General features: G+C 68.5%; 17 protein-coding genes. 12 read left to right on the top strand and 5 right to left on the bottom strand.

Annotation, left to right across the window (positions count from 1 at the left end; genetic code table 11):
* The first annotated feature begins 104 nt into the window (after positions 1-104).
* Positions 105-1,091 carry a LacI family DNA-binding transcriptional regulator gene (locus KW843_RS04420; RefSeq protein ID WP_218294443.1) on the top strand — a complete coding sequence of 329 codons (987 nt, stop codon included), beginning with the start codon at positions 105-107 and terminating at the stop codon, positions 1,089-1,091.
* 130 nt (positions 1,092-1,221) lie between these two features.
* On the opposite strand, the gene KW843_RS04415 is transcribed toward KW843_RS04420, so the two are convergent.
* The gene (locus KW843_RS04415) at positions 1,222-1,707 is read right to left on the bottom strand and encodes a DUF2199 domain-containing protein (protein ID WP_218293872.1); all 486 of its coding nucleotides are present in this window, start codon (positions 1,705-1,707) and stop codon (positions 1,222-1,224) included.
* Positions 1,708-2,167: 460 nt separating this feature from the next.
* Complete coding sequence (locus KW843_RS04410) at positions 2,168-3,829, bottom strand: PAS domain-containing methyl-accepting chemotaxis protein (RefSeq protein WP_218293871.1); 1,662 nt, start codon at positions 3,827-3,829, stop codon at positions 2,168-2,170.
* Between the two features lie 517 nt (positions 3,830-4,346).
* Here KW843_RS04410 and KW843_RS04405 point away from each other — a divergent pair.
* A complete protein-coding gene (locus KW843_RS04405) occupies positions 4,347-5,564 on the top strand; it encodes a nitrate/nitrite transporter (RefSeq protein WP_218293870.1) in 1,218 nt (405 codons plus the stop codon).
* A gap of 215 nt (positions 5,565-5,779) precedes the next feature.
* Here the strand turns inward: KW843_RS04405 and KW843_RS04400 are convergent, their stop codons facing one another.
* A complete protein-coding gene (locus tag KW843_RS04400) occupies positions 5,780-7,543 on the bottom strand; it encodes a bifunctional protein-serine/threonine kinase/phosphatase (protein WP_218293869.1) in 1,764 nt (587 codons plus the stop codon).
* Between the two features lie 332 nt (positions 7,544-7,875).
* On the opposite strand from KW843_RS04400, the gene nirB reads away from it, so the two are divergent.
* From nirB to KW843_RS04360, 8 genes are all read left to right on the top strand, one after another.
* On the top strand, positions 7,876-10,320 hold the full coding sequence (gene nirB / locus KW843_RS04395; RefSeq protein WP_218293868.1) for a nitrite reductase large subunit NirB: 2,445 nt from the start codon (positions 7,876-7,878) through the stop codon (positions 10,318-10,320).
* Positions 10,321-10,340: 20 nt separating this feature from the next.
* Positions 10,341-11,132 (top strand): type IV pili methyl-accepting chemotaxis transducer N-terminal domain-containing protein, encoded by a 792-nt coding sequence (locus KW843_RS04390; RefSeq protein ID WP_218293867.1) that lies wholly within the window; start codon positions 10,341-10,343, stop codon positions 11,130-11,132.
* Positions 11,133-11,214: 82 nt separating this feature from the next.
* Positions 11,215-11,613 (top strand): nitrite reductase small subunit NirD, encoded by a 399-nt coding sequence (gene nirD, locus KW843_RS04385; protein WP_218294442.1) that lies wholly within the window; start codon positions 11,215-11,217, stop codon positions 11,611-11,613.
* A 121-nt stretch (positions 11,614-11,734) separates the two neighbouring features.
* Positions 11,735-14,572, top strand: a complete 2,838-nt coding sequence (locus tag KW843_RS04380) for a nitrate reductase (RefSeq protein ID WP_218293866.1) — start codon at positions 11,735-11,737, stop codon at positions 14,570-14,572.
* Between the two features lie 172 nt (positions 14,573-14,744).
* Positions 14,745-15,668, top strand: a complete 924-nt coding sequence (gene ybiB, locus KW843_RS04375) for a DNA-binding protein YbiB (protein WP_218293865.1) — start codon at positions 14,745-14,747, stop codon at positions 15,666-15,668.
* Positions 15,665-16,486, top strand: coding sequence for a uroporphyrinogen-III C-methyltransferase (gene cobA, locus KW843_RS04370; RefSeq protein ID WP_218293864.1), 822 nt, complete (start codon positions 15,665-15,667; stop codon positions 16,484-16,486). The genes ybiB and cobA overlap by 4 nt, the downstream gene beginning before the upstream one ends.
* Positions 16,487-16,669: 183 nt before the next feature.
* Complete coding sequence (locus tag KW843_RS04365) at positions 16,670-17,383, top strand: type IV pili methyl-accepting chemotaxis transducer N-terminal domain-containing protein (protein ID WP_218293863.1); 714 nt, start codon at positions 16,670-16,672, stop codon at positions 17,381-17,383.
* Positions 17,384-17,564: 181 nt separating this feature from the next.
* Positions 17,565-19,004 carry a cellulase family glycosylhydrolase gene (locus tag KW843_RS04360; protein ID WP_218293862.1) on the top strand — a complete coding sequence of 480 codons (1,440 nt, stop codon included), beginning with the start codon at positions 17,565-17,567 and terminating at the stop codon, positions 19,002-19,004.
* 65 nt (positions 19,005-19,069) lie between these two features.
* On the opposite strand, the gene KW843_RS04355 is transcribed toward KW843_RS04360, so the two are convergent.
* Complete coding sequence (locus KW843_RS04355; protein ID WP_218293861.1) at positions 19,070-19,558, bottom strand: acyl-CoA thioesterase; 489 nt, start codon at positions 19,556-19,558, stop codon at positions 19,070-19,072.
* A 102-nt stretch (positions 19,559-19,660) separates the two neighbouring features.
* Between KW843_RS04355 and KW843_RS04350 the strand changes: the two genes are divergently transcribed.
* On the top strand, positions 19,661-20,794 hold the full coding sequence (locus KW843_RS04350) for a sterol desaturase family protein (RefSeq protein ID WP_218293860.1): 1,134 nt from the start codon (positions 19,661-19,663) through the stop codon (positions 20,792-20,794).
* Positions 20,795-20,813: 19 nt separating this feature from the next.
* Here KW843_RS04350 and KW843_RS04345 read toward each other — a convergent pair whose 3' ends face one another.
* Positions 20,814-21,302 carry a DUF4124 domain-containing protein gene (locus tag KW843_RS04345; RefSeq protein ID WP_218293859.1) on the bottom strand — a complete coding sequence of 163 codons (489 nt, stop codon included), beginning with the start codon at positions 21,300-21,302 and terminating at the stop codon, positions 20,814-20,816.
* Positions 21,303-21,446: 144 nt separating this feature from the next.
* Between KW843_RS04345 and KW843_RS04340 the strand changes: the two genes are divergently transcribed.
* Complete coding sequence (locus KW843_RS04340; protein WP_218293858.1) at positions 21,447-22,649, top strand: ABC transporter substrate-binding protein; 1,203 nt, start codon at positions 21,447-21,449, stop codon at positions 22,647-22,649.
* The last annotated feature ends 4 nt before the right edge of the window (positions 22,650-22,653 follow it).

The raw sequence follows: 22,653 nt of genomic DNA, 5'->3' as shown, positions 1-22,653 counted from the left end.
TTGTCCCATCGTTTGGACAGCGCTATCCTAACCACATCGATCCGCACCCCAATGAGGGTTAACCCTTGAACAAACCCGAGACAAGGCGCCGCTCCAGCGGCCGCATGACACTGAGCGACGTGGCCCAGGCCGCCGAGGTCAGCCCCATCACCGCCTCCCGCGCGCTGCGCGGCGAGCGCGGCGTGGCGCAGGAACTGGTGCAGCGCGTGAAAGACGCCGCCCAGCGGCTGGGCTACGTGCCCGACCCCGCCGCCAGGGCCCTCGCCTCCCAGCGCAGCGTGCAGGTGCCCGTGCTCGTGCCCCTGCTGTCCAACGCCCTGTTCGTCGACGTGCTGGAGGCCGTGCACCGCGCGCTGTTCCCCCACGGCTACCAGGCGCTGATCGGCGTGACCCACTACGACCCGCAGGAAGAAGAGCAGCTGCTGCGCACCTACCTGGCCCACCGCCCGGCGGGGCTGCTGGTCACCGGCTTCGACCGCACCGAGGCATCGCGCCAGATGATCGCCGCCAGTGGCGTGCCGTGCGTGCACCTGATGGAGATGACCTCCGCGCCCGGCGTGTACTGCGTGGGCTTTTCGCAGCAGGACGGGGGCCACGGCATGACGGCCCATCTCCTGGCCCGGGGCCGTCGCCGCGTGGCGTTTGTCGCGGCCCAGCTCGACCCCCGCACCATGCAGCGCGCCGAAGGCTACCGCCGCTGCCTGAAGGAAGCGGGCCTGTACGACCCGAAGCTGGAACTGCTCAGCCCCCAGCCCTCGTCCATGCGGCTGGGCGGAGAACTGCTGGAGGAACTGCTGCGCACCCGCCCGGGCGTCGATGCCGTGTTCTTCTGCAACGACGACCTGGCGCAGGGCGGCCTGCTGGCAGCGCAGCGGCTGGGCCTGCAGGTGCCCGGCCAGGTCGCCATCGCGGGCTTCAACGACCTGGCCGGCAGCGACCAGATGCTGCCGCCGCTGACCACGGTACGCACGCCACGCTCGGCCATCGGCGAGGCCAGTGCGCGCATGCTGCTCGCGCTGATGCGCGGCGAGGCGCCCGAGCGGAACTCGGTCGACCTGGGCTTTGAGTTGACCGTGCGGGGGAGCACCTGAAGGGAGGAGCAGCACAGGGGCCGGAAACCCTGGATTTTTAGCCTTTTTGGCCTCCAGCCCTCATGCACAAAGCGCTAGCCGCTATGGTTTTTGATTTCACCAAGAACCCCGCCGCGCCCAGCCCACATCCTCAGCCCGCGCCCATGGCCTCGTGCCAATACCCGACCGTTGCGCCCCGGGCCAGAAGGTGCGCCACGGCCGAGCCAGGAGCCACCCAGCGAATGTAGGGCGTGGGGTCGCCGGCCAGCACCTTGAGGCCCACGGCCGTGCCAGAGGAGTCGGGCACGCAGGGGATGGGATTGGCCAACGTGCCCGGCACCAGTTCGGCGTATTCCGCCAGCGTGTCCTCGTGCTCGCGATAGCCGCGGTAGCGGTCGTATGTTTCGCGGTCCACCCGGGCCCAGCAGATGAAACCCAGCGGCTTGAGGTCATCGGCCTTGAACGGGACTTCCAGCTCACAGCTGATGAAGTACTGCTCGTCGCCGATGCGGCAGGTGAAGTCGTCGTCGAACACGAGTTCATGCTCACGCTCGAGGGCCGGGTCCGGCAGCCGCCACATCATGTAGGGCGAGAGTTCATCGTGGTCCTTGCCGCAGCTCGCGCAGGTGTATGCCATAGGGATCGACTCCTGTGATGTGCGCACTATGCACCGGCGTGGCGTGCCACGGACACCCGCGCGTCCTGGTACGGCAACAGCGGCGTGCCGCTTGGCCACGCCTTCAGCGCACCGGCCCGCACAGGGCGGCTGCCCAGTTTGCCGACGCACTCCAGCCCCCGGCCACGGGCCGATGGAGGTACGGCTGCACCAGGCCCCAGCCCTGCGCCGCACAGCGGTGCCTGCGTTCTCTTGCAGCAGGCGCGCACGCAGCCATGCAGGCAGGTCGCGATGAATCGTTCGGTGGTTGAAAGTGCCATGGTCTCCATCAGCAGGCAGGCACCCGCGCCCCGCCCTGGCCGCGAAGGCTACCGCAAACCGCCGGCCGCGGCCACCCTACCGGCGGGGGGGAGGGCGTGCAAGAACCCATGTCCCGCGAGGCCGCGGGCCGCCGCCCACGCAACCGGCCGCCCGGCGCCTGTCAGACGGGCGCCAGCGCGCGGCTGGAAGACTTTGCCGCCTGGCCGCCCTTCATCTCCTTGCGCAGCGCCACCGCATCGCGCGTCTGCGCGGGCGCCGAGGCATCGATGCGGAACACCTGCACCGTCTCGGTCATGGTCTGGGCCTGGCCGTTGAGCTGCATGGCCGACGCGGCGTTCTCCTCCACCAGCGCGGCGTTCTGCTGCGTGATGGTGTCGAGCTGGGCCACCGCCGAGTTCACCTGCGAGATGCCGCTGAGCTGTTCGTTGGACGCGCTGTGGATCTCGCCGATCAGCGTGTTCACCCTGCGCACCAGCTCCAGCGATTCGGCCATGGTCTTCTGCGCGGCGTCGGTTTTTTCATGGCCCTCGCTCACCTTGGTGGCGGAGTCGTCGATCAGCTGGCGGATTTCCTTGGCGGCGGACTGCGTGCGGTGCGACAGGCTGCGCACCTCCGACGCCACCACCGCGAACCCCCGCCCCTGCTCGCCCGCGCGCGCGGCCTCCACGGCCGCGTTGAGCGCCAGGATGTTGGTCTGGAACGCGATGGAGTCGATGAGCTGCGTGATCTCGCTGATGCGGCCCGACGCGGCCTGGATCTGCTTCATCGTGCTGGCCACGCCATCCACGGCCTCGCTGCTGCGCTCGGCCACCCCGGTGGCCTGCGTGGCCAGCACCGTGGCCTGGCGCGCCGACTCGGCGGTTTGCTTGACGGTGCCGGTGATCTCCTCCATCGACGCGGCCGTCTGCTGCAGGTTGCCGGCCTGCGCCTCGGTGCGCGCCGACAGGTCCTGGTTGCCCTGCGCGATCTCGCGGGTGGAGACCTGCATGTGCTCGCTCTCCTGGCGCGCGTCGCGCACGATGGACAGCAGGTTCACGTTGAGCTGCGCCAGCGCCTTCTGCAGGTCGCCCACCGTGTCGCTGCGCGTGGCGCTGATCTTCTGCGTCAGGTCGCCTGCCGCCATGCGGTTGGCCCATCGCAGCATCTGCGCCAGCGGCGCGACCGTGACCTTGTGCAGGTAGGCCGCCATGGCCAGCGCCAGCAGCGCCACGGCCACCCACGCCACCCCGGACGCGAGCGTCACCGCATGCCCGCCCAGCCATGCGGCCCCGAACGAGGCGAGCACCAGCAGCAGCGTGCAGAGCATCATCTTGCCCAGGGGCCCCAGGCGCACCCAGCCGGCGACGCGCCCCCAGGACGTGTTCTTCACCAGCTGGCCCGCGCGCAGCACATGCACGGACGTGCCGGCCTGCTTCTCAGCCTGCATCTGCCGGTACAGCCGGTCGGCCGCCTGGATCTCTTCGCGCGTGGCCTCGGTGCGCACCGACATGTAGCCCGTGGGCTGGTCGCCCTGCATCAGCGGCGTCACGTTGGCCATCACCCAGTAGAAAGAGCCGTCCTTGCGCCGGTTCTTGACCGCCGCCGACCAGGGTGCGCCGCTGGCGATGGTGTCCCACATGTCGCGAAACGCCTCCTCGGGCATGTCCGGGTGCCGGATCATGTTGTGGGGCTGGCCCAGGAGTTCTTCCTTTTCGTACCCGCTGACCTCGATGAACATCGGGTTGCAGTACAGGATGCGCCCCTTGAGATCGGTGGTGGACACCAGGGTCTGGCCGGCGGGAAACGCATATTCCTGGGTGCTGACGGGCAGATTGACGCGCATGGTGGGTCCCTCATCAAAGAATGGGAATAGGCCGTTGCTCGGTCCACCGCCCCCTGGCACCACGAGACACGCCAGGCACGGATGCAAACCATGCTAATCCAGGAACTTGCAATCCTGAAACAAATTCGGGCCGTGCCGCGCCAAAAATCCCCAAACAGGTGCATCGCGCCCACACCGGGTTGGTGCGTTGCGCTGCACCATTCCAGGCACCCCGCCGGCCGGGCACCCATCCCGGCCGCAGCGAACGCTGGCGCATGACGGCGCCCGGGCTGGGTTCCTTTTGCGCTTTGGCAATGCACCGGCTTGGCACAGCCATTGCTTGAGGAAGCCTGCGGCCAATGCGGGCCGCGTGTCAGCCCGGTGCAACGGCGGATTGGGCGAACAGGACGTTGGCGTCTTCATGGGCAGGCACAGGCTGGGACACAGCCCGAGCAGTCCATGCAGGCGCCTTTTTGTTTTTCTGCCCGGCTGGGGTGTGCTTGCGGCAGGCACCACGGCCCTTTTGCGCAAGATCGCCATGCTTCAATTTCGCGAGTTCCTCAAGTCCGGCCACGCGCCCACGCTGTGGTCGTCCTTTTTGTATTTCGGTTTCTCGTGCGCAATCTGGGTGATCAACGGTGCCATGGCGCCGTTCATCCGCGAGGCCTTCCAGCTCACCCCCACGCAGATGGGCATGATGCTGTCCATCCCCATCTTCGCGGGCGCGCTCATGCGTTTTCCGCTGGGCATCCTGGCGCAGTACATCGGCCGCAAGAACGCCACGCTGGTCGAGATGGCCGGCATCTTCCTGGCCATGGGCTTTGGCTACATGTTCGTGCACACCTACAACGACCTGCTGGCCATGGGCATCCTGCTGGGCGTGGCGGGCGCCAGCTTTGGCGTGGCGCTGTCGCTGGGTTCGGGCTCGTTTCCGCCGCGCTACAAGGGCCTGGCCATGGGCATCGTGGGCGCCGGCAACGTGGGTACGGCGGTGGCCGCGCTGCTCGCCCCCGCACTGGCGCAAAAGTTCGGCTGGCAGGCCGTGTATGGCTTTGCCGCCGTGAGCGTGGCCATCCCCGCGCTGGTGATGGCCGTCTACGCGAAGGAACCTCCAGACCTCGCGGCCCACAGCAGCTTTCGTGAACACATTGCCTGCCTGTTCGAGAAGGACGGCTGGGCCTTCAGCCTGATCTACGCCGTGACGTTTGGCGGCTTCATCGGCCTGACCGCCTTTTTGCCCAGCTACTTCTACGACCAGTTCAGCGTGAGCAAGGTGCAGGCAGGCCAGCTCACGATGATGGCGGCCTTTCTGGGCGCGGCCCTGCGCATATTCGGCGGCTGGCTGTCGGACCACTGGGGCGGCGTCAACACACTGACGGGCGTGCTCGCCATCACGGCCGTGAGCATGGTGCTGTGTGGCCTGGCAGAGAACTCGCTGCCCATCACCATGCTGCTGTTCCTGGTGTGTTTTGCAGCGCTGGGCGCGGGCAATGGCGCACTGTTCCAGCTGGTGCCGCTGCGCTGGCCGCTGACCACGGCGGTGGCGGGCTCGATGATCGGTGAGATCGGCGCGCTGGGCGGCGGCCTCATCCCCAACGGCATGGGCATCTCGCGCCAGTACACGGGCACTTACCTGTGGGGTTTCGTGGGCATCGCGGTGTGTGCGCTGGCCATGCTGCTGCTGCTGCGCGTGATGCAGATCCGCTGGACGCGGACCTGGGCCGAACGCGGCGGACGGGCCAGGACTTCCTCCTGAGGCGTTGCGGCCTTGCCTTGTGCCTGCCCACGGAGGCGCGGGCACGGGCCGCCCGAAAGGAAAAGCCCCTGCCCGGCATCCCCGCAGGGGCCGGGGCGGCTTCAGAGGCCGCGCACCACCGCGATGTTATCTTGAAGGAAAAACAGGCCCTGGCGCTTTCTCCATCGGCGCCAGCAGCTATGTTTTCAATAGCAAAACACTACCATTGCCGCCCCCTACCGGGGCAGGAACAGCAGCCAGTAGATCAGCAGCAGATTCACCAGCACGCTTACCGCGAGCGCGATCTTCCACAGGGCCGTGGCATCGCGCTGCATCAGGGGCTGGGGGCCGGGGGCCGACAGGGGCCGCGACGCGCCGCGCTCCAGGGCCAGCAGCAGCTCCTCCGCCGTCTCGAAGCGCTGCGCGCGGTGGCGCGCCACGGCCTTCAGGGCGATCTGGTCGAGCCAGATGGGCACGCCCGGATTGTGGCGGCTGGGGGCCACGGGGTCGCGGTGGTAGCGGCCCAGCTGGTACTGCACCACCTCGCCATAGGGCAGGCGCCCGTGGCTGAGCAGCTGGTACAGCGTGACACCCAGCGCGAACAGGTCGCTGCCCGCGTCGGGCAGCTGGCCGGCGGGATCGCCGTTGCGTTCGTAGCCCGGCCACTGCTCGGGGTTCATGTAGCTGGGGGTGCCCGCGTGCAGGCGGCGCGTGGCCTCGGGCTCGCGGCCCGAGAGGGCCACGCCCAGGTCCAGCACGCGCAGCACGCCGTCGTCGCCCAGGTGCAGGTTGTCGGGCTTGATGTCGCGGTGCACCACGCCCTGGCGGTGCAGCCAGCCCAGCACGCGCGCGGCCTGCACGGTCACCGTCACGGCCTGCCCCACGGCCAGGTGCTGGCGGTGGCGCAGGCGCTGCCCCAGCGTGTCGCCGGAATGCCAGTCGTACAGCAGGTAAAACGCGCTGGTCCCCGCGCCGTCGCCCGTGCCGGTGGCACCCAATGGCCAGTCGTTGAGCCGCGCCAGATGGGCTGCGGCCTGGCCCGACTGCATGCGCCGCGCCACCCAGGCCTCGTGCGCCAGCGTGGCGCGCTCTTCCAGGTCGTGGGCGCGCGCGGGCAGCAGGGTCTTGAGGGCATACAGCCGCTGCGTGGCCCCGTCGCGCACCTGGTAGATGCGGTGGATGCCGCTGTCGGCCACCAGGGCCGTCACCGTGAGGCCATCCACGGTGTCGCCCACCTTGAGCAGGGGCAGCACGGGCAGGTCCTGCGCACGGCGGGATTCATCCTGCAGCGTGGCCTCCAGAACGCCCTGCACCTGCACGATCAGCGCGGTCACGTTGTCGCTGCTGCCACGGCGCAGCGCGGCCTGCACCAGCCCGTCGCTCAGGGCCTGCGCCGGCCCGCCCTGGCGCAGCAGCTGGCGCAGTTCGCGCACGGGAAGGCTGCCGTGCACGCCATCGGAGAGCAGCACGAACAGGTCGCCGCTGTGCAGTTCGCCCTGGCTGTAGTCCACCACCACATGGTCATCCAGGCCCATGGCGCGGGTGAGCTGGTGGGCGAAGTCGTGCTGCGACATCACGTGGTCGGCGGTCAGCTGCTGCAGCCGGCCGCCGCGCAGCAGGTAGGCCCGCGTGTCGCCCACATGGGCCAGCGTATACGACTGGCCGCGCAGCACCAGCGCGGTCACGGTGGTCAGCCCCACCGCGGGCTGGCGGCGCCGGTTCATGGACGCGAGCCAGCCGTTGTGGGCGGACAGGATGCGGTCCAGCGCCACCGTGGTGTCCCAGGTGTCGGGCGTGGCGAAGTAGTCGTTCACCAGCGTGTTGACCGTGGTCTGGGCGGCCTCGCGGCCGTTGCCGCCCGTGCTCACGCCATCGGCGATGGCGGCGATGGCACCCCGCTCGCGCTCGCGCCCCTGCCCGGACACCAGCGCGGCGAAGTCCTCGTTCAACGCCTTGCGCCCGGCCTGCGAGGTGTAGCCAAAGTCCAGTTCAAAACTCATGCACCAGCTCCATGCAGGTTTCATGCCCAAGGTGGTGCATGCCGCGCCCGCCGGGGGCGCGGGGCGGCACGGGTCCGGCCCCGGCCTGCCCCATTCTCCGGGCCCGGCGCCAGCCCGCGCCCCAGATGCGTGCAGGGCGACTGGCACAAGCATTGCTTAACGTAGGCAACGACCCTGCGGGGTCCCGCAATTCAGCCGTGCAATGGCGCACCGAGGAGTTGTACGGACAAAGGCGTCCCCACATGCCGTTTCGAATCGCATTCGAAGCAGCATCGTGTGGACGCCTTTTTTGTTTTTCGCGCCGCCCCGGCGGCGCAACGGACGGAGTCACGATGAAAAAGCTCAAGCTGGTGATGGTGGGGAACGGCATGGCCGGTGTGCGCACGCTGGAAGAGCTGCTCAAGATTGCCCCCGATCTGTACGACATCACGGTGTTCGGCGCCGAGCCGCATCCCAACTACAACCGCATCCTGCTCTCGCCCGTGCTGGCCGGCGAGCAGACCATCGACGAGATCATTCTGAACGACTGGTCCTGGTATGCCGACAACCACATCACGCTGCACACCGGCTTCACGGTGACCGACGTGGACCGCGTGCGCCGCGTGGTCAGCGCGACCAGTGCCGCAGGCGATGTGATCACCGCCGAATACGACCGCCTGATCATGGCCACCGGCTCGAACCCGTTCATCCTGCCCGTGCCGGGCAAGGACTTGAAGGGTGTGCTGGCCTACCGCGACATCGCCGACACCCAGGCGATGATCGACGCCGCCGCCACCTACAAACACGCCGTGGTCATCGGCGGCGGCCTGCTGGGCCTGGAGGCCGCCAACGGCCTCATGAGGCGCGGCATGCAGGTCACCGTGGTGCACGTGGCGGGCTGGCTCATGGAGCGCCAGCTCGACGACGTGGCGGGCAAGATGCTGCAGGATTCGCTGCAGCAGCGCGGCATGCAGTTCCTGATCGGCGCGCAGACGCAGGAACTCGTGGGCAACGCCGATGGCCGCGTGGCCAGTGTGAAATTCAAGGACGGCACCGAGGTGCCCGCCGACCTCGTGGTGATGGCCGTGGGCATCCGTCCCAACACCGCGCTGGCTGAAAAGATGCGTCTGCACGTGAACCGCGGCATTGTGGTGAGCGACACGCTGCAGACCACCACCGACGCGCGCATCTACGCCGTGGGCGAGTGCGCCGCGCACCGGGGCATCGCCTATGGCTTGGTGGCCCCGCTGTTCGAGCAGGGCAAGGTGCTGGCCAACCACCTGGCCGAGTTCGGCATCGGCCGCTACCAGGGCTCACTGACCTCCACCAAGCTCAAGGTCACCGGCATCGACCTGTTCTCGGCCGGCGCCTTCCAGGGCGGCGAAGGCACCGAGGAAATCGTGATGAGCGACCCCTTCGGCGGCGTGTACAAGAAACTGGTGCTCAAGGACGACAAGCTCGTGGGCGCGTGCCTGTACGGCGACACGGTGGACGGCAGCTGGTACTTCAAGCTGCTGCGCGACGGCCGCACGGTGAGCGACATCCGCGACCGGCTCATGTTCGGCGAATCCAACATGGGCGACACGGGCCACCAGGGCCAGAGCAAGGCCGCCGCCATGCAGGACAGCGACGAGGTCTGCGGCTGCAACGGCGTGACCAAGGGCGCCATCTGCAAGGCCATCAAGGAAAAAGGCCTGTTCACGCTGGACGAAGTGCGCAAGCACACCAAGGCCAGCGCATCCTGCGGCTCGTGCACCGGTCTGGTGGAGCAGATCATCATGTTCACGGCGGGCGGCGACTACAGCGCCACGCCCAAGACCAAGGCCATGTGCGGCTGCACCGACCACGGCCACCAGGCCGTGCGCGATGCGATCCGCACAGCCAAGCTGGTGACCATCGCCGACGTGTTCAGGTTCATGGAATGGAAGACGCCCAACGGCTGCGCCAGCTGCCGCCCCGCGGTCAACTACTACCTCATCAGCACCTGGCCCAAGGAGGCCAGGGACGACCCGCAAAGCCGCTTCATCAACGAACGCAGCCACGCCAACATCCAGAAAGACGGCACCTACAGCGTCATCCCGCGCATGTGGGGCGGCGAGACCACGGCCGACGAACTGCGCCGCATCGCCGATGCGGTGGACAAGTACAAGATCCCCACCGTCAAGGTCACGGGAGGCCAGCGCATCGATTTGCTGGGCGTGAAGAAGGAAGACCTGGTCAACGTGTGGAAGGACATCGGGATGCCCAGCGGCCACGCCTACGCCAAGGCCCTGCGCACCGTGAAGACCTGCGTGGGCAGCGAGTGGTGCCGCATGGGCACCCAGGACAGCACGCAGATGGGCAAGGACCTGGAGCGCGCCATGTGGCGCATGTACGCCCCGCACAAGGTCAAGTTCGCCGTGAGCGGCTGCCCGCGCAATTGCGCCGAGGCCGGCATCAAGGACGTGGGCATCATCGGTGTGGACTCGGGCTGGGAGATGTACGTGGCCGGCAACGGCGGCATCAAGACCGAGGTGGCGCACTTCTTCACCAAGCTCAAGACGTCGGAAGAAGTGCTGGAGTACACGGGCGCGTTCTGCGAGCTGTACCGCCAGGAAGGCTGGTACCTGGAGCGCACCGTGCACTACGTGGACCGCGTGGGCCTGGACTACGTCAAAAAACGCATCCTCGAAGACCACGAAGGCCGCAAGGCCCTATGGGAGCAGCTGCAGTTCGCGCTCGATGGCGAGCCCGACCCCTGGTTCGAGTTCGACAAGGCGGCGGTGGACACCCGCCAGTTCGCCCCCCTGGGCGCCTGAGCCCCCACGGAGCACACCCCATGCAACGCAGAACCCTCCTGACCGCCGCGGCCTGTGGCGCCCTGGCCCCGCTGGGCAACGCCCACGCCCAGGTCACCGACCTCAACGACGCCATCAACAAGGCCGGGCGCCAGCGCATGCTGAGCCAGCGCGTGGGCAAGGCCTGGCTGGCCCTGTCCCACAAGGCCGACACGCCCACGGCGCGCCAGGTGCTGGGCCAGTCCATCGCGCTGTTCGAGCGCCAGCTGGCGGAGCTCAAGGCCTTTGCGCCCTCGCCCGCCATCCGCGAGACCTATGTGAAGCTGGAAACCGCCTGGGCCGCCCACAAGGTCACGCTGGCGGCCGAAACCTCGTCCGCCGACAACGCCAGCGCCATGCTGCAGGCCGATGCCAAGGTGCTGGCCCTGGCCCATCAGGGCACCACGCAGTACGAAGCCGCGCTGGGCAAGCCCGTGGGCCAATTGGTCAACGTTGCGGGCCGCCAGCGCATGCTGAGCCAGCGCATGGCCAAGTTCTACCTGGCCGCCATGCTGCCCGTGGACGCGGCCACCGCCACCACCGAGATCGCCAAGGCGCGCGGCGAATTCATCGCCGCCACCGAGCTGCTGCGCAACGCCCCCCAGGCCACCAGCCGCATCCGCCAGGAGCTGCAGCTGGCCGACGGGCAGTGGGTGTTTTTCGACGCCGCGCTGCAGCGCATGCAGGGCGGCGGCAACGTGAACCGCCAGGTGGCCGAGGTGTTCGTGGCCAGCGAGAACCTGCTCTCCAGCATGGACCGCGTGACCGGCCTGTACGCCGCGCTTTCCGCCTGAGCCCGGCTGTTCGTCCGGTACCCCGTCCCACGGCCCCCACGCCCCCGCAACACAAAAAATCGAAGGAATCATCGCCATGACCATGACCACGACCACCCCCGCCGACTGGAAGCTGATCTGCCGCGTGGACGACATCCCCGAGCTGGGCTCGCGCCGCGTGGCGCGCCCCCAGGGCCTGGACGTGGCCGTGTTCCGCAACGACGCCGGGGGCGTGTTCGCGCTGCTGGACCGCTGCCCGCACAAGGGCGGTCCGCTGTCGCAGGGCATCGTGTTTGGCACCCACGTGGCGTGCCCGCTGCACAACTGGACCATCGGCCTGTGCGACGGCCAGGCCTCGGCGCCCGACGAAGGCTGCACGCCGCGTTTCGCCGTGAAGGTGGAAGACGGCAGCGTGTACCTGGACGCCACGGAACTGGCCTCGCACGCGCTGGACCTGGCACGGCCGCTGGCCGGGCCCGCGCGGCGCGGCGTGGCGGCGTGAAGAAGAAGCCCCGGAGCCAGCTCCGCGCCAGAAGGCCTGTCGCCCGAAAACGCTAACAAATTCATAGCTTTCAGCGCTTACCACACAAGCGCTGGAGCACAAAAACACCGGAATCCACGCCATGCAAGAAACCAAATCCACCTGCCCCTACTGTGGCGTAGGCTGCGGCGTGATCATCGAAAGCGACGGCCCCCAGATCACCGGCGTGCGGGGCGACCCGGACCACCCCGCCAACTTTGGCCGCCTGTGCACCAAGGGCTCGACCCTGCACCTCACCGCCAGCAGCCCCATCACGCTGCAGACCCGGTTGCTGCAGCCGCAGCAACGTCTGCAGCGCAGCGATGCTCCACGCGCCATCTCATGGGACACGGCCCTGGGCCTGGCCACCGAGAAGTTTGCCCACACCATCCAGCAGCACGGCCCCGACGCCGTGGGCTTCTACGTGAGCGGCCAGTTGCTGACCGAGGACTACTACGTCTTCAACAAACTCGCCAAGGGCCTGATCGGCACCAACAACATCGACACCAACTCGCGTCTGTGCATGAGCAGCGCCGTGGCGGGCTACAAGCAGACGCTGGGCGCCGACGCACCGCCCGCCTGCTACGACGACGTAAAACACGCGCAGTGCCTGTTCATCGTGGGCAGCAATGCGGCCTGGGCGCACCCCATCCTGTTCCGCCGCATCGAGGACGCGCGCGCCGCCAACCCCGGCATGAAGGTCATCGTGGCTGACCCGCGCCGCACCGACACGGCCGGCATGGCCGACCTGTTCCTGCCCATCCAGCCGGGCAGCGACGTGATGCTGTTCAACGGCATGCTGCACATCATGCTGTGGGAAGGCTGGATCGACGCCGCCTACATCGGCGCGCACACCACGGGCTTCGACGAACTCAAGGCCCTGGTGCGCGAAGCCACGCCCGACCGCGTGGCCCAGGTGTGCGGCATTTCGGTGGCCGACCTGACCACGGCAGCCAAGTGGTTTGCCACGTCCAAGGCTACGTTGAGCCTGTACTGCCAGGGCCTCAACCAAAGCAGCAGCGGCACGGCCAAGAACGCAGCGCTCATCAACCTGCACCTGGCCACCGCGCAGATCGGCAAGCCCGGCGCGGGCCCGTTCAGCCTGACCGGCCAGCCCAACGCCATGGGCGGGCGCGAAGTGGGTGGCCTGGCCAATCTGCTCAGCGCCCACCGCGACCTGGCCAACCCGCAGCACCGCGCCGAAGTGGCCGCGCTGTGGGGCGTGGCCGACGTGCCCAGCAAGCCGGGCAAGACGGCCGTGGAGATGTTCCAGGCCGCCGCCGACGGCGAGATCAAAGCCCTGTGGATTGCCTGCACCAACCCCGCGCAGAGCATGCCCGACCAGGCCACCGTGCGCCGCGCGCTGCAGCGCGCCGAGTTCGTGGTGGTGCAGGAGGCCTTTGCCACCGCCGCCACCGCGCAGTACGCCGACCTGCTGCTGCCCGCCACCACCTGGGGCGAAAAAACCGGTACCGTGACCAACAGCGAACGCCGCATTTCGCGCGTGCGCTCTGCCGTGCCCGCCCCCGGCGAAACACGCCACGACTGGGCCATAGCGGTGCAGTTCGCGCACCAGCTGGAGGCCCGCCTGCGGCCCGGCCAACCCACGCTGTTCCCCTACGCCACTGGCGACGCCGACCAGGGCGCCGAAACCGTGTGGAACGAGCACCGCGAGAGCACGCGAGGGCGCGACCTGGACATCACCGGCCTGTCGTGGGAGATGCTCGAATCCCAAGGGCCACAACAGTGGCCGCTGCCCGAGGGCGCCGCCACCGGCAAGGCGCGCCTGTACGAAGACGGCGTGTTCCCCACCGCCGATGGCCGCGCACGTTTTGCAGCACACGCCTGGTTGCCCACGGCCGAACAACGCGAATCGCGCTACCCCTTCAGCCTGACCACGGGCCGCCTGCGCGACCAGTGGCACGGCATGACCCGCACGGGCACCCTGGGACGCCTCTTCGGCCACGTGGCCGAGCCCAGCGTGCAGCTGCACCCGCAGGACATGGAGCGGCGCGGCCTGAAGAACGGCGACCTGGTCTATGTGACGAGCAAGCGCGGCACCATCGTGGTGCCCGCGCAGGCCGACACCACGGTGGGCCTGTCGCAGGCCTTCATGGCGATGCACTGGGGCAGCGAGTTCTTGAGCGGCTGCTCGTCCACCGGCGAGCGGCTGGCGGGCGTGAACGCACTCACCACCTCGGCCTACTGCCCCACGTCCAAGCAGCCTGAGCTCAAGCACGCGGCCGTGAAGGTGCTCAAGGCCGAGCTGCCCTGGACGCTGCTGGCCATGGCCTGGCTGCCCGCCAGCAGCGCCCAGGCCACGCGCGAGGCGCTGTCCGCGCTGATGGCGCAGTTTCCGTTTGCCAGCTGCGTGCCCTTCAGCAACAACACGCCGCTGGGCGAACCCGGGCGCGAGCGCGTGGGTGTGCTGCTGCGCGCCGCCGCGCACGAAGCCCCGCCGGACGCCACGGTGGGACACATCGAAGCCCTGATGGGCCTGGCCACCACCGACACGCTGCGCTACGCCGACAAGAAACGCGGCCAGCGCCGCGCCGCGCGGCTGGCACGCCACGGTGACACCACCACGCTCGAAGGCATCGTGCTGGCGGGCGACACCAGCGCCGAGGGCTGGCTCAAGACCCTGCTGCAGGAAGAACTGCCCGCGCAGACCTACGGCCGCCTGCTGCTGGTGCCCGGCGCCAAGGCCCCCGTGGCCGTGCAGTCGCGCGGCAAGTCGGTGTGCACCTGCTTCAACGTGACGGACACCGCCATCACCGCCGAGCTGGCGCGCTGCCACGGCACCGACGACGACCGCCTGGCCCAGCTGCAAGGCAAGCTGCGCTGCGGCACCAACTGCGGCTCGTGCCTGCCCGAACTCAAACGCATGGTGCGCGCCACCGGCCCATTGGCGTCCAAGCCCCTGGCGCAGGCCACCATATAACCAAAAGTTCTCTGGGTTGCAGGAAAATAGCGGCTCAGTTCCCCCTAGAACCCCCACAAGGACTTGTGCAACAGGGCTCCAGCTAGGCATTTTCGGCGCAGACAGTACGCCTGTACGGCAAGCCGAAATAACGACGCTGGAGCCCTGTTTCACAAGTCCGCAAAAAAATACCATGGGCATCAGTCAGTACATCAAGGAGATCGGGCGCGGCGCGCGCGGCGCCAAGCCACTCGCGCGCGCGCAGGCCACGGATCTGTTCGGCCAGGTGCTGGATGGGCAGGTGAGCGACCTGGAGATCGGCGCCTTTTGCCTGGCCATGCGCATCAAGGGCGAGACCTCGGAGGAGATGTGCGGCTTCCTGGATGCCACGCACCAGCGCCTGGCCCTGCTGCCCGCCACCGACCGACCGCTCATCGTGCTGCCCAGCTACAACGGTGCGCGCAAGCTGCCCGTGCTGACGCCGCTGCTGGCCCTGCTGCTGGCGCGCGAGGGCCTGCCCGTGCTGCTGCATGGCATGCGCACCGAGGCGCGCCGCATTCTGGCATCGGATGTGCTGCTGGCCCTCGATGTACCTGCGCTGACAGCTCCTGAAAAAATAGCAAACGGCAGCGTGCGCCACATCCATACCCAGCACCTGCATGCGGGCCTGGCGCGCCTGCTGGCCGTGCGCGAGGTGGTGGGCCTGCGCAACCCCGGGCACAGCGTGGTCAAGCTGATGAGCCCGTGCGCGGGGCCCTCGGTGGTGGTCACGGCCTACACCCATCCTGAATACTTCGAGATGCTGCAGACCACCTTCCACACGCTGGGCATGAGCGCGCTGCTCTCGCGCGGCCTGGAAGGCGAGGTCGCCACCGACCCCCGCCGCACGCCCCGCTACGACGGTTTCGTGCACGGCGTGCACAAGGTGCTGGAAGCGCAGCAGCCCGGCACGGCCAGCGAGGTGCCGGGCCTGCCGGCCGAGATCGACGTCGCCACGACCGCCACCTACACGCGCCGCGTGCTGGCGGGTGAGTTGCCGGTTCCACCCGCGATTGCGCGCCAGGTGGAACATATCTTGCAACTTGCCGATCAAACAGTTTCGGAGACATCCCCATGAGCCGCCCCACACCCCCCGCCACCCTGCCCCCCTCCAAGCCCCACCTGGGCACCGGCGGCAGCTGCACGCTGGTCGGCGCGGGCCCGGGCGACCCGGAGCTGCTGACGATCAAGGCCCTCAAGGCGATCCAGGCAGCCACCGTGCTGCTGGTGGACGACCTGGTGAGCGATGCCATCGTGGCCCACGCATCTCCCACGGCACGCATCATCTACGTGGGCAAGCGCGGCGGCTGCAAGAGCACCCCCCAGGCCTTCATTGAAAAGCTGATGCTGATGGCGGTGAACGAAGGCGAGAACGTGGTGCGCCTCAAGGGTGGCGATCCGTTCATCTTTGGCCGTGGTGGTGAAGAAGTGGAGCACCTGCGCGCCGCCGGTGTGCCCGTCACCGTGGTCAACGGCATCACGGCGGGCCTGGCGGGCCTGACCTCGCTGGGCGCACCGCTCACCCACCGTGAGCATGCCCACGGCGTGGTCTTCGTCACCGGCCACGCCAAGCCCGGCGACGCGGGCACCGACTGGCGCCAGCTGGCCGCCACGGCCCGCGACGCCAGGCTCACGCTGGTGATCTACATGGGCGTGAGTGGCGCTGCCACCATCGAGCAGGAGCTGCTCACCGGCCTGCCGGCCGACACCCCCGTGGCCATCATCCAGCACGCCAGCCTGCCGCACCAGCGGCAGGCCGTCACCACGCTGGGAGCGCTGCATGCCACCATCACCCACGAAGGGCTGGCCAGCCCGTCGGTGATCGTGGTGGGCGATGTGGTGCGCGGCGTGGCCCTGGCATCGCAGGACGCTCCCCTGGCGCGCCGCGCCGTGTAGGCCGAGGACGCCACGCCGCCTCCCCACGGTCCCGGCCGGGGCCGCCGCACCGTGCGCCCCACGGCCAACGGCACACCGCTGGCGGTCCCATCGTTCCCCCGCACGGCGGCCATCCGGCGGCCACGCGCTGGCCCGGCTATTGCTTGAAGTATGTATCTGAATGCAATGAGCACAAGGACCACCATGGCAGCCTATTCCCTCTCCCCACGCCCGGGCACGTCCGCACCGCCTTCCACCCTGCCCATGCCTTCGCCACCGGCGGCACGCGATGCCGAGATGTCGCTGGTCAACCTCGCCGCCCGCCAGCGCATGCTGTCCCAGCGCATGGTGCTGCAAACCGTGCTGGCCGCCGGCGGCAGCGACCTGCACCTGAAGGCCGCGCGCGGCACCCTGGCCCTGTTCACCGCCAGCCAGGCCCGGCTGGTGGACACGCCCCGCCATTTCAACGCTCCCGACGCCGACCGCATCCGCAAGGTGTATGGGCAGCCCGGAGGCGTGGGCACCGTCATCGATGCCTTTGCCCAGCAGGTCGCCACCGCGCTGGACCTGACGGAGCGCCGCAGCCCACGCGTCGAGGAAGTGCTCGCGCGGCTGGTGGAGACCACCGACGGCGTGCTGGAGGCACTCAACACCGCCACCACGGTGTTCGACCAGGTGGGCAAGGCCCAGTCCGAAACCCTCATGAAGGAACTGGCGGGCATCGTGGAGTCCATCCAGACGGTGGCCCGCGAGGCCAAGGTGGTCAGTTTCAATGCGCAGGTCATGGCGGCGCGCGCGGGCCAGCACGGGCGGGAATTTGCCGTGGTGGCGAACGTGCTTTCGGGCATCACCCACGAAATCGACGGCCTTTCGCTGCAGGCCGTGTCGCTGGCAGGCCGCACCCGCAACGCGGCCTGACCCCCATTCCGCAAAGATGGCGCGAACGCCCTGGAAGACCGCGAACAGCCTCTTACAATTGGCATCCATGGAAACGCCGCCGGTGCGCGGGGCGCCCACACTGCGAGAGCGCAGGCCCGCCCGCCAGGGGCCTGCCCGCTGACTGCCAGACACAACACCATTTTCGGGAGATGCGCGAGCCATGAAGATCACCACCCTGTGCAAGAGCCTGGCGTTGGCCGGCTGCCTGCTGGCCAGCGCCAGCGCGGCCTGGAGCTACGAAATCAACGCCGGCAAGGTGCTGGACGGTGCGGGCAAGGCCATCCAGCTGCGCGGCGTGAACTGGTTTGGCTTCGAGACCAGCAACCATGTGGTGCACGGCCTGTGGGCACGCAACTGGACCGACATGATCACGCAGATGCAGGCCCAGGGCTTCAACGCCGTGCGCCTGCCCTTCTGCCCCGCCACCTTGCATGGCTCCGCCACGCCCAGCAGCATCGACTACGGCCGCAATGCCGACCTGCAGGGCCTGTCGGCCATCCAGGTGATGGACAAGGTCGTCGGCGAGCTGAGCAACCGCGGCATGTATGTGCTGCTGGACCACCACACCCCCGATTGCCAGACCATCAGCGAGCTCTGGTACACCCCGGGCTACAGCGAGCAGCAGTGGATCAGCGACCTGACCTTTGTGGCGCAGCGCTATGCGGGCGTGCCCGGCGTGATCGGCATCGACATCAAGAACGAACCCCACGGCGCGGCCACCTGGGGCACCGGCAACAACGCCACCGACTGGAACCGCGCGGCCGAGCGCGCCGCGGCGGCCGTGCTGCAGGTGGCGCCCCAGTGGCTGATCGCGGTGGAAGGCATCGGCGAAAACCCCAGCTGCTCGGGCGGCAACGCGCACTTCTGGGGCGGCAATCTGGAACCCCTGGCCTGCACGCCGCTGAACATCCCGGCCAACCGCCTGCTGCTGGCGCCGCACACCTACGGGCCGGATGTCTACGTGCAGCCATACTTCAATGCCGCCAATTTCCCGAGCAACATGCCGGCCATCTGGGAGCAGCATTTCGGCCAGTTCGTGCAGGCCGGTCATGCCGTGATGCTGGGCGAGTTCGGCGGCAAGTTGGGCCGTGGCGATGCGCGCGACGTGTTGTGGCAGAACGCGCTGGTGGACTACATGGTCGGCAAGGGCATGCGCAGCGGCTTCTACTGGTCGTGGAACCCCAACAGTGGCGACACCGGCGGCATCCTGGATGACGACTGGACCACCGTGCGCGCCGACAAGGTCCAGTTGCTGCAACGGCTGTGGGGCGATGCAACCACGCCCACACCCACGCCAACCCCTACGCCGACTCCGACCCCCACCCCGACGCCAACGCCCACCCCGGCCGCGAACTTCTCCGTCCTGCAGACGACGGACAGCGACTGGGGTTCCGGCTATTGCCAGCGGGTCCAGATCGTGAACACGGGCACCACCCAGGGCAACTGGGCCATCACCGTCCCGGTGAGCGGCACCGTCAACAACCTGTGGAACGCCACCTGGTCCCAGGCGGGCAGCAACCTCAACGCCTCTGGCGTGGAGTGGAACAAGACGCTCTCTCCCGGAGCGGCGGCCGAATTCGGCTTCTGCGCCGTCCGCTGATCATCACCCCGCGCCGCCGTCGCGCGGCGGCGCGCATACCTCCAGCCAGCCCGTCCATCAAGCCGTCAGGTGCCCGCCGACTCGCGCACCTGCTGGAAGCGTTGCGCCAGCTCTTTGCGCAGCGCCTTGCGCAGCAGGGCCGCTTCCCAGCGGCGGCGTTCGTCGGCCGTGGACGGCGACAGTGCCGGCACCGTCACCGGCTTGCGCGATTCATCCACCGCCACCATGGTGAAGAAGCAGCTGTTCACATGGCGCACCACCTGCGAGCGGATGTCCTCGGCCACCACCTTGATGCCGATCTCCATGGACGATGACCCCGTGTAGTTCACGCTGGCCAGGAAGGTCACCAGCTCACCGACATGGATGGGCTGCAGGAACATCACCTGGTCCACGCTCAGCGTGACCACGTAACACGCCGAATACCGGCTGGCGCACGAATAGGCCACCTGGTCCAGCAGCTTGAGAATGGCGCCACCGTGCACATTGCCCGAGAAATTGGCCATGTCGGGCGACATGAGCACGGTCATGCTGAGTTGGTGGGAAGGGATGTTCATGCCGCGATTCTAGGGGCCGCACCGTCTCGGCGGCACAACGCCACGGCCGCTACACTCCCGCCACACAAGCCAGTTCAAGGCACCGGGTGCCGGAGGGAAAACATGCTCGAAATCGACAAGCTCAATGAATTCACCGAAAGCCACGGCGCGCTGCGCACGGGGCGCGGACTGGTGTCGGGCGTGATCGCGCTCACGCTCGCGATCCTGTGCTTCCTGGGCGTGCTGGCCTTCCACTTCCCCGAATACCTGACCACGCCACAGCTGCGCAAGAGCTACGACGTGACGGTGATCCGCACCATCATGCTGGCGGCCATGGCGATCGCGGGCGGCATCTCGCTGGTCAACATCCTGTTCAACCGCTCGCGCTGGCTGGCCACGTTTGCCTTCGCCATGGTGGCGCTGGCCGCCTTCCTGGGCGGCCACAAGGTGGAGGTGGACCCGAACTTTCCCGACAACACGCCCTACATCGGCCTGGACTGGTTCATCCTGGACCTGCTGGGCAGCTCGCTGATCTTCATCTTCATCGAGAAGCTGTTCGCGCTGCGCAAGGACCAGCCCATCTTCCGCGCCGAGTGGCAGACCGATTTCCACCACTTCATCGTGAACCACATGGTGGTGGGCTTCGTGCTGCTGGCCACCAACCTGCTGGTGCACAAGTTCTTCGGCTGGGCCGCCAACGACGGCATCCGCGGCTGGGTGCAGGGCCTGAACTTCTGGGTGGCGCTGTTCCTCATCGTGCTCGTGGCCGATCTCGTGCAGTACTGGACACACCGCGCCTACCACGAGGTGCCGCTGCTGTGGCGCCTGCACGCCGTGCACCACAGCGTGAAAAGCATGGACTGGATGGCCGGCTCGCGCCAGCACATCCTGGAGCTGCTGATCACGCGCACCCTGGTGCTCGCGCCCATCTACGTGCTGGGCTTTTCCAAGGAGGTGATCGACGCCTACATCGTGGTCGTCGGCTTCCAGGCGGTGTTCAACCACGCCAACGTGAGCGTGCGCCTGGGGCCGCTGCGCTACGTGCTGGTCACGCCCAACTTCCACCACTGGCACCACAGCCAGGACCAGGAGGCGCTGGACAAGAACTACGCGGCGCACTTCGCGTTTCTCGACTACCTGTTCGGCACCGCCGTGAAAAGCACCAAGCTCTGGCCCGAGCACTATGGCGTGCTGGGCGACTACGTGCCCAACGGGTTCGTCAAGCAGTTCAAGTTCCCGTTCACCTGGAAAGGGTGAGGCGGGTTCGTCCGACGCACTACAGCTTGCCGAGCTCGGCTTCGAGCGACTTCAGCTGGTTGCGCAGCTCGTTGGTTCGCGCCTCGCACGCGGCCTTGTCCTTGTCGGCACCGGCGGCGCGCTCCTGCGCGAACTGGGAGCCTGAGGCCAGGGTGCTGCGCCGCAGCGGGCCGGCGTGGGCCACGGCGGTATCCGGCGCCGTGGCCGCACATTCCTGCTGGCTGCGCTCGACGGCCGCGCGCGCCTGGGGCACGCCCTGGTTCTGCAGATAGTGCTTGCGCTGCCAGGTCGCGCCGAAGGCACCTTCCTTCGCGGTGGAAGGGGCAGGCTGCACGGGGGTGGCGCCCTGCATGGCGGGCCGCACCTCGACCTTCTCGCCCTGGCCCGGGCAGGGCCCGTCCTGGAACGACACCTTGCCATCGGCGTCCGTGCATTTGTTGATGGCCCAGGCCGGGGCCAGAAAGCCCAGCAGCAGCAGGGCGCAGGCGGCATAGCGGATCGGATTCATGGAACAGTCCTTGGCGGATGGATGGCGCATGCTAACGCCCCGCGCGGCCAGTCCCCCGGGCGACGGTGCTTGCGGGGAAACCCCGTGGCCGCCCGCGCGGCAACCTTCCTACCATGGGCTCCCCCTGCCGCCCCTGGAGACCCCATGCCCGTTGTGCCGCCCTCCGACGCCCGCCTCGCCCTTGCCGCCAGCGCCGCCCGCGCCCCCTTCGGCCCATGCCGCCGCACCCTGCTGTGCTGGGCCGCCGCCGCGCTGTCGCCACTGCCGGCCATGGCCCAGGCGCAGCCCCGCGCAGACGTGAGGGGCGACATCCTGATCGGCAGGTCCACCGCGCTGTCGGGCGGCATGGCACCGTTTCTGCAGCCCATCCATGAAGGCCAGGATGCCGCCATCGAGGACGCCAACGCCAAGGGCGGCATCGGGGGACGCAAGATCCGCCTGGTGACCATGGACGATGGCTTCGACCCGCGCCGCACGCTGGAAAACGCCGTGCAGCTGAGTGAAAAAGAAGGCGTGGTGGCCCTGTTCGGCGTGTCGGGCACCTCGCAGGTCATCGGGCTGCTGCCCTACCTCGCGCAGGCCAGGCTGCCGCTGATCTCCGTGTACACCGGCAGCCCGGCGGTGCGCGCGCAGCAGCACCCGTACCTGTTCACCACGCGCGCCAGCTATGCCGATGAGCTGGTCAGGATCGTGCGCAACCTGGTGGCGGTGCAGACCCTGCGCATTGCCGTCGCCTACGAGAACAACGATTTCGGCAAGCTGCTGCTGCCGCTGGTTGAAAAAACGATCGCGGCCGAAGGCGCCACCATGGCGGGCTCGCACGCGCTGGACCCCAAAGGCCAGGACGCCGCCGATGCCGCCAAGGCGCTGGCCGCGCACAAGCCACAGGCCGTGCTGCTGGTGGCGGCGGGCCCTCCGGTGGTGGCGTACGTGCGCGCCAACCGCGCACACCTGGGCGTGCCGGTGTATACCTTGTCGCTGGGCGCGGGCTCGGCGGTGCTGCGGGCGCTGGGCGAAGACGCGCGCGGCCTGGCCGTGGCACGCACGGGCCCCTCGCCCAGCCGGCCGACCATCGCGCTCACGCGGGACTTCCAGGCGTCGATGAAGCGCCACGACAAGCCCGTGGACTACGACCGCTACACCGGCTACATGGATGCGCGCGTGCTCATCGAGGGCCTGCGCGCAGCGGGGCCCGGCGTGACGCGCGCGAGTCTGGTGCAGGCCATGCAGGGGCTGGGCAACCTGGACCTGGGCGGCTACGGCTACCAGTTCAGCGCACAGAACCACCACGGCTCGAACTTCGTGGACATCGCGGTGGTGGGCTCGGGTGGCGTGTACCGGCAATAGGCAC

The sequence above is a fragment of the Acidovorax sp. sif1233 genome, assembly GCF_019218755.1.
Classification (GTDB): domain Bacteria; phylum Pseudomonadota; class Gammaproteobacteria; order Burkholderiales; family Burkholderiaceae_C; genus Acidovorax.
Note: the sequence above shows the minus strand (reverse complement) of the source record. Positions and strands in the feature narration are given on the sequence as shown.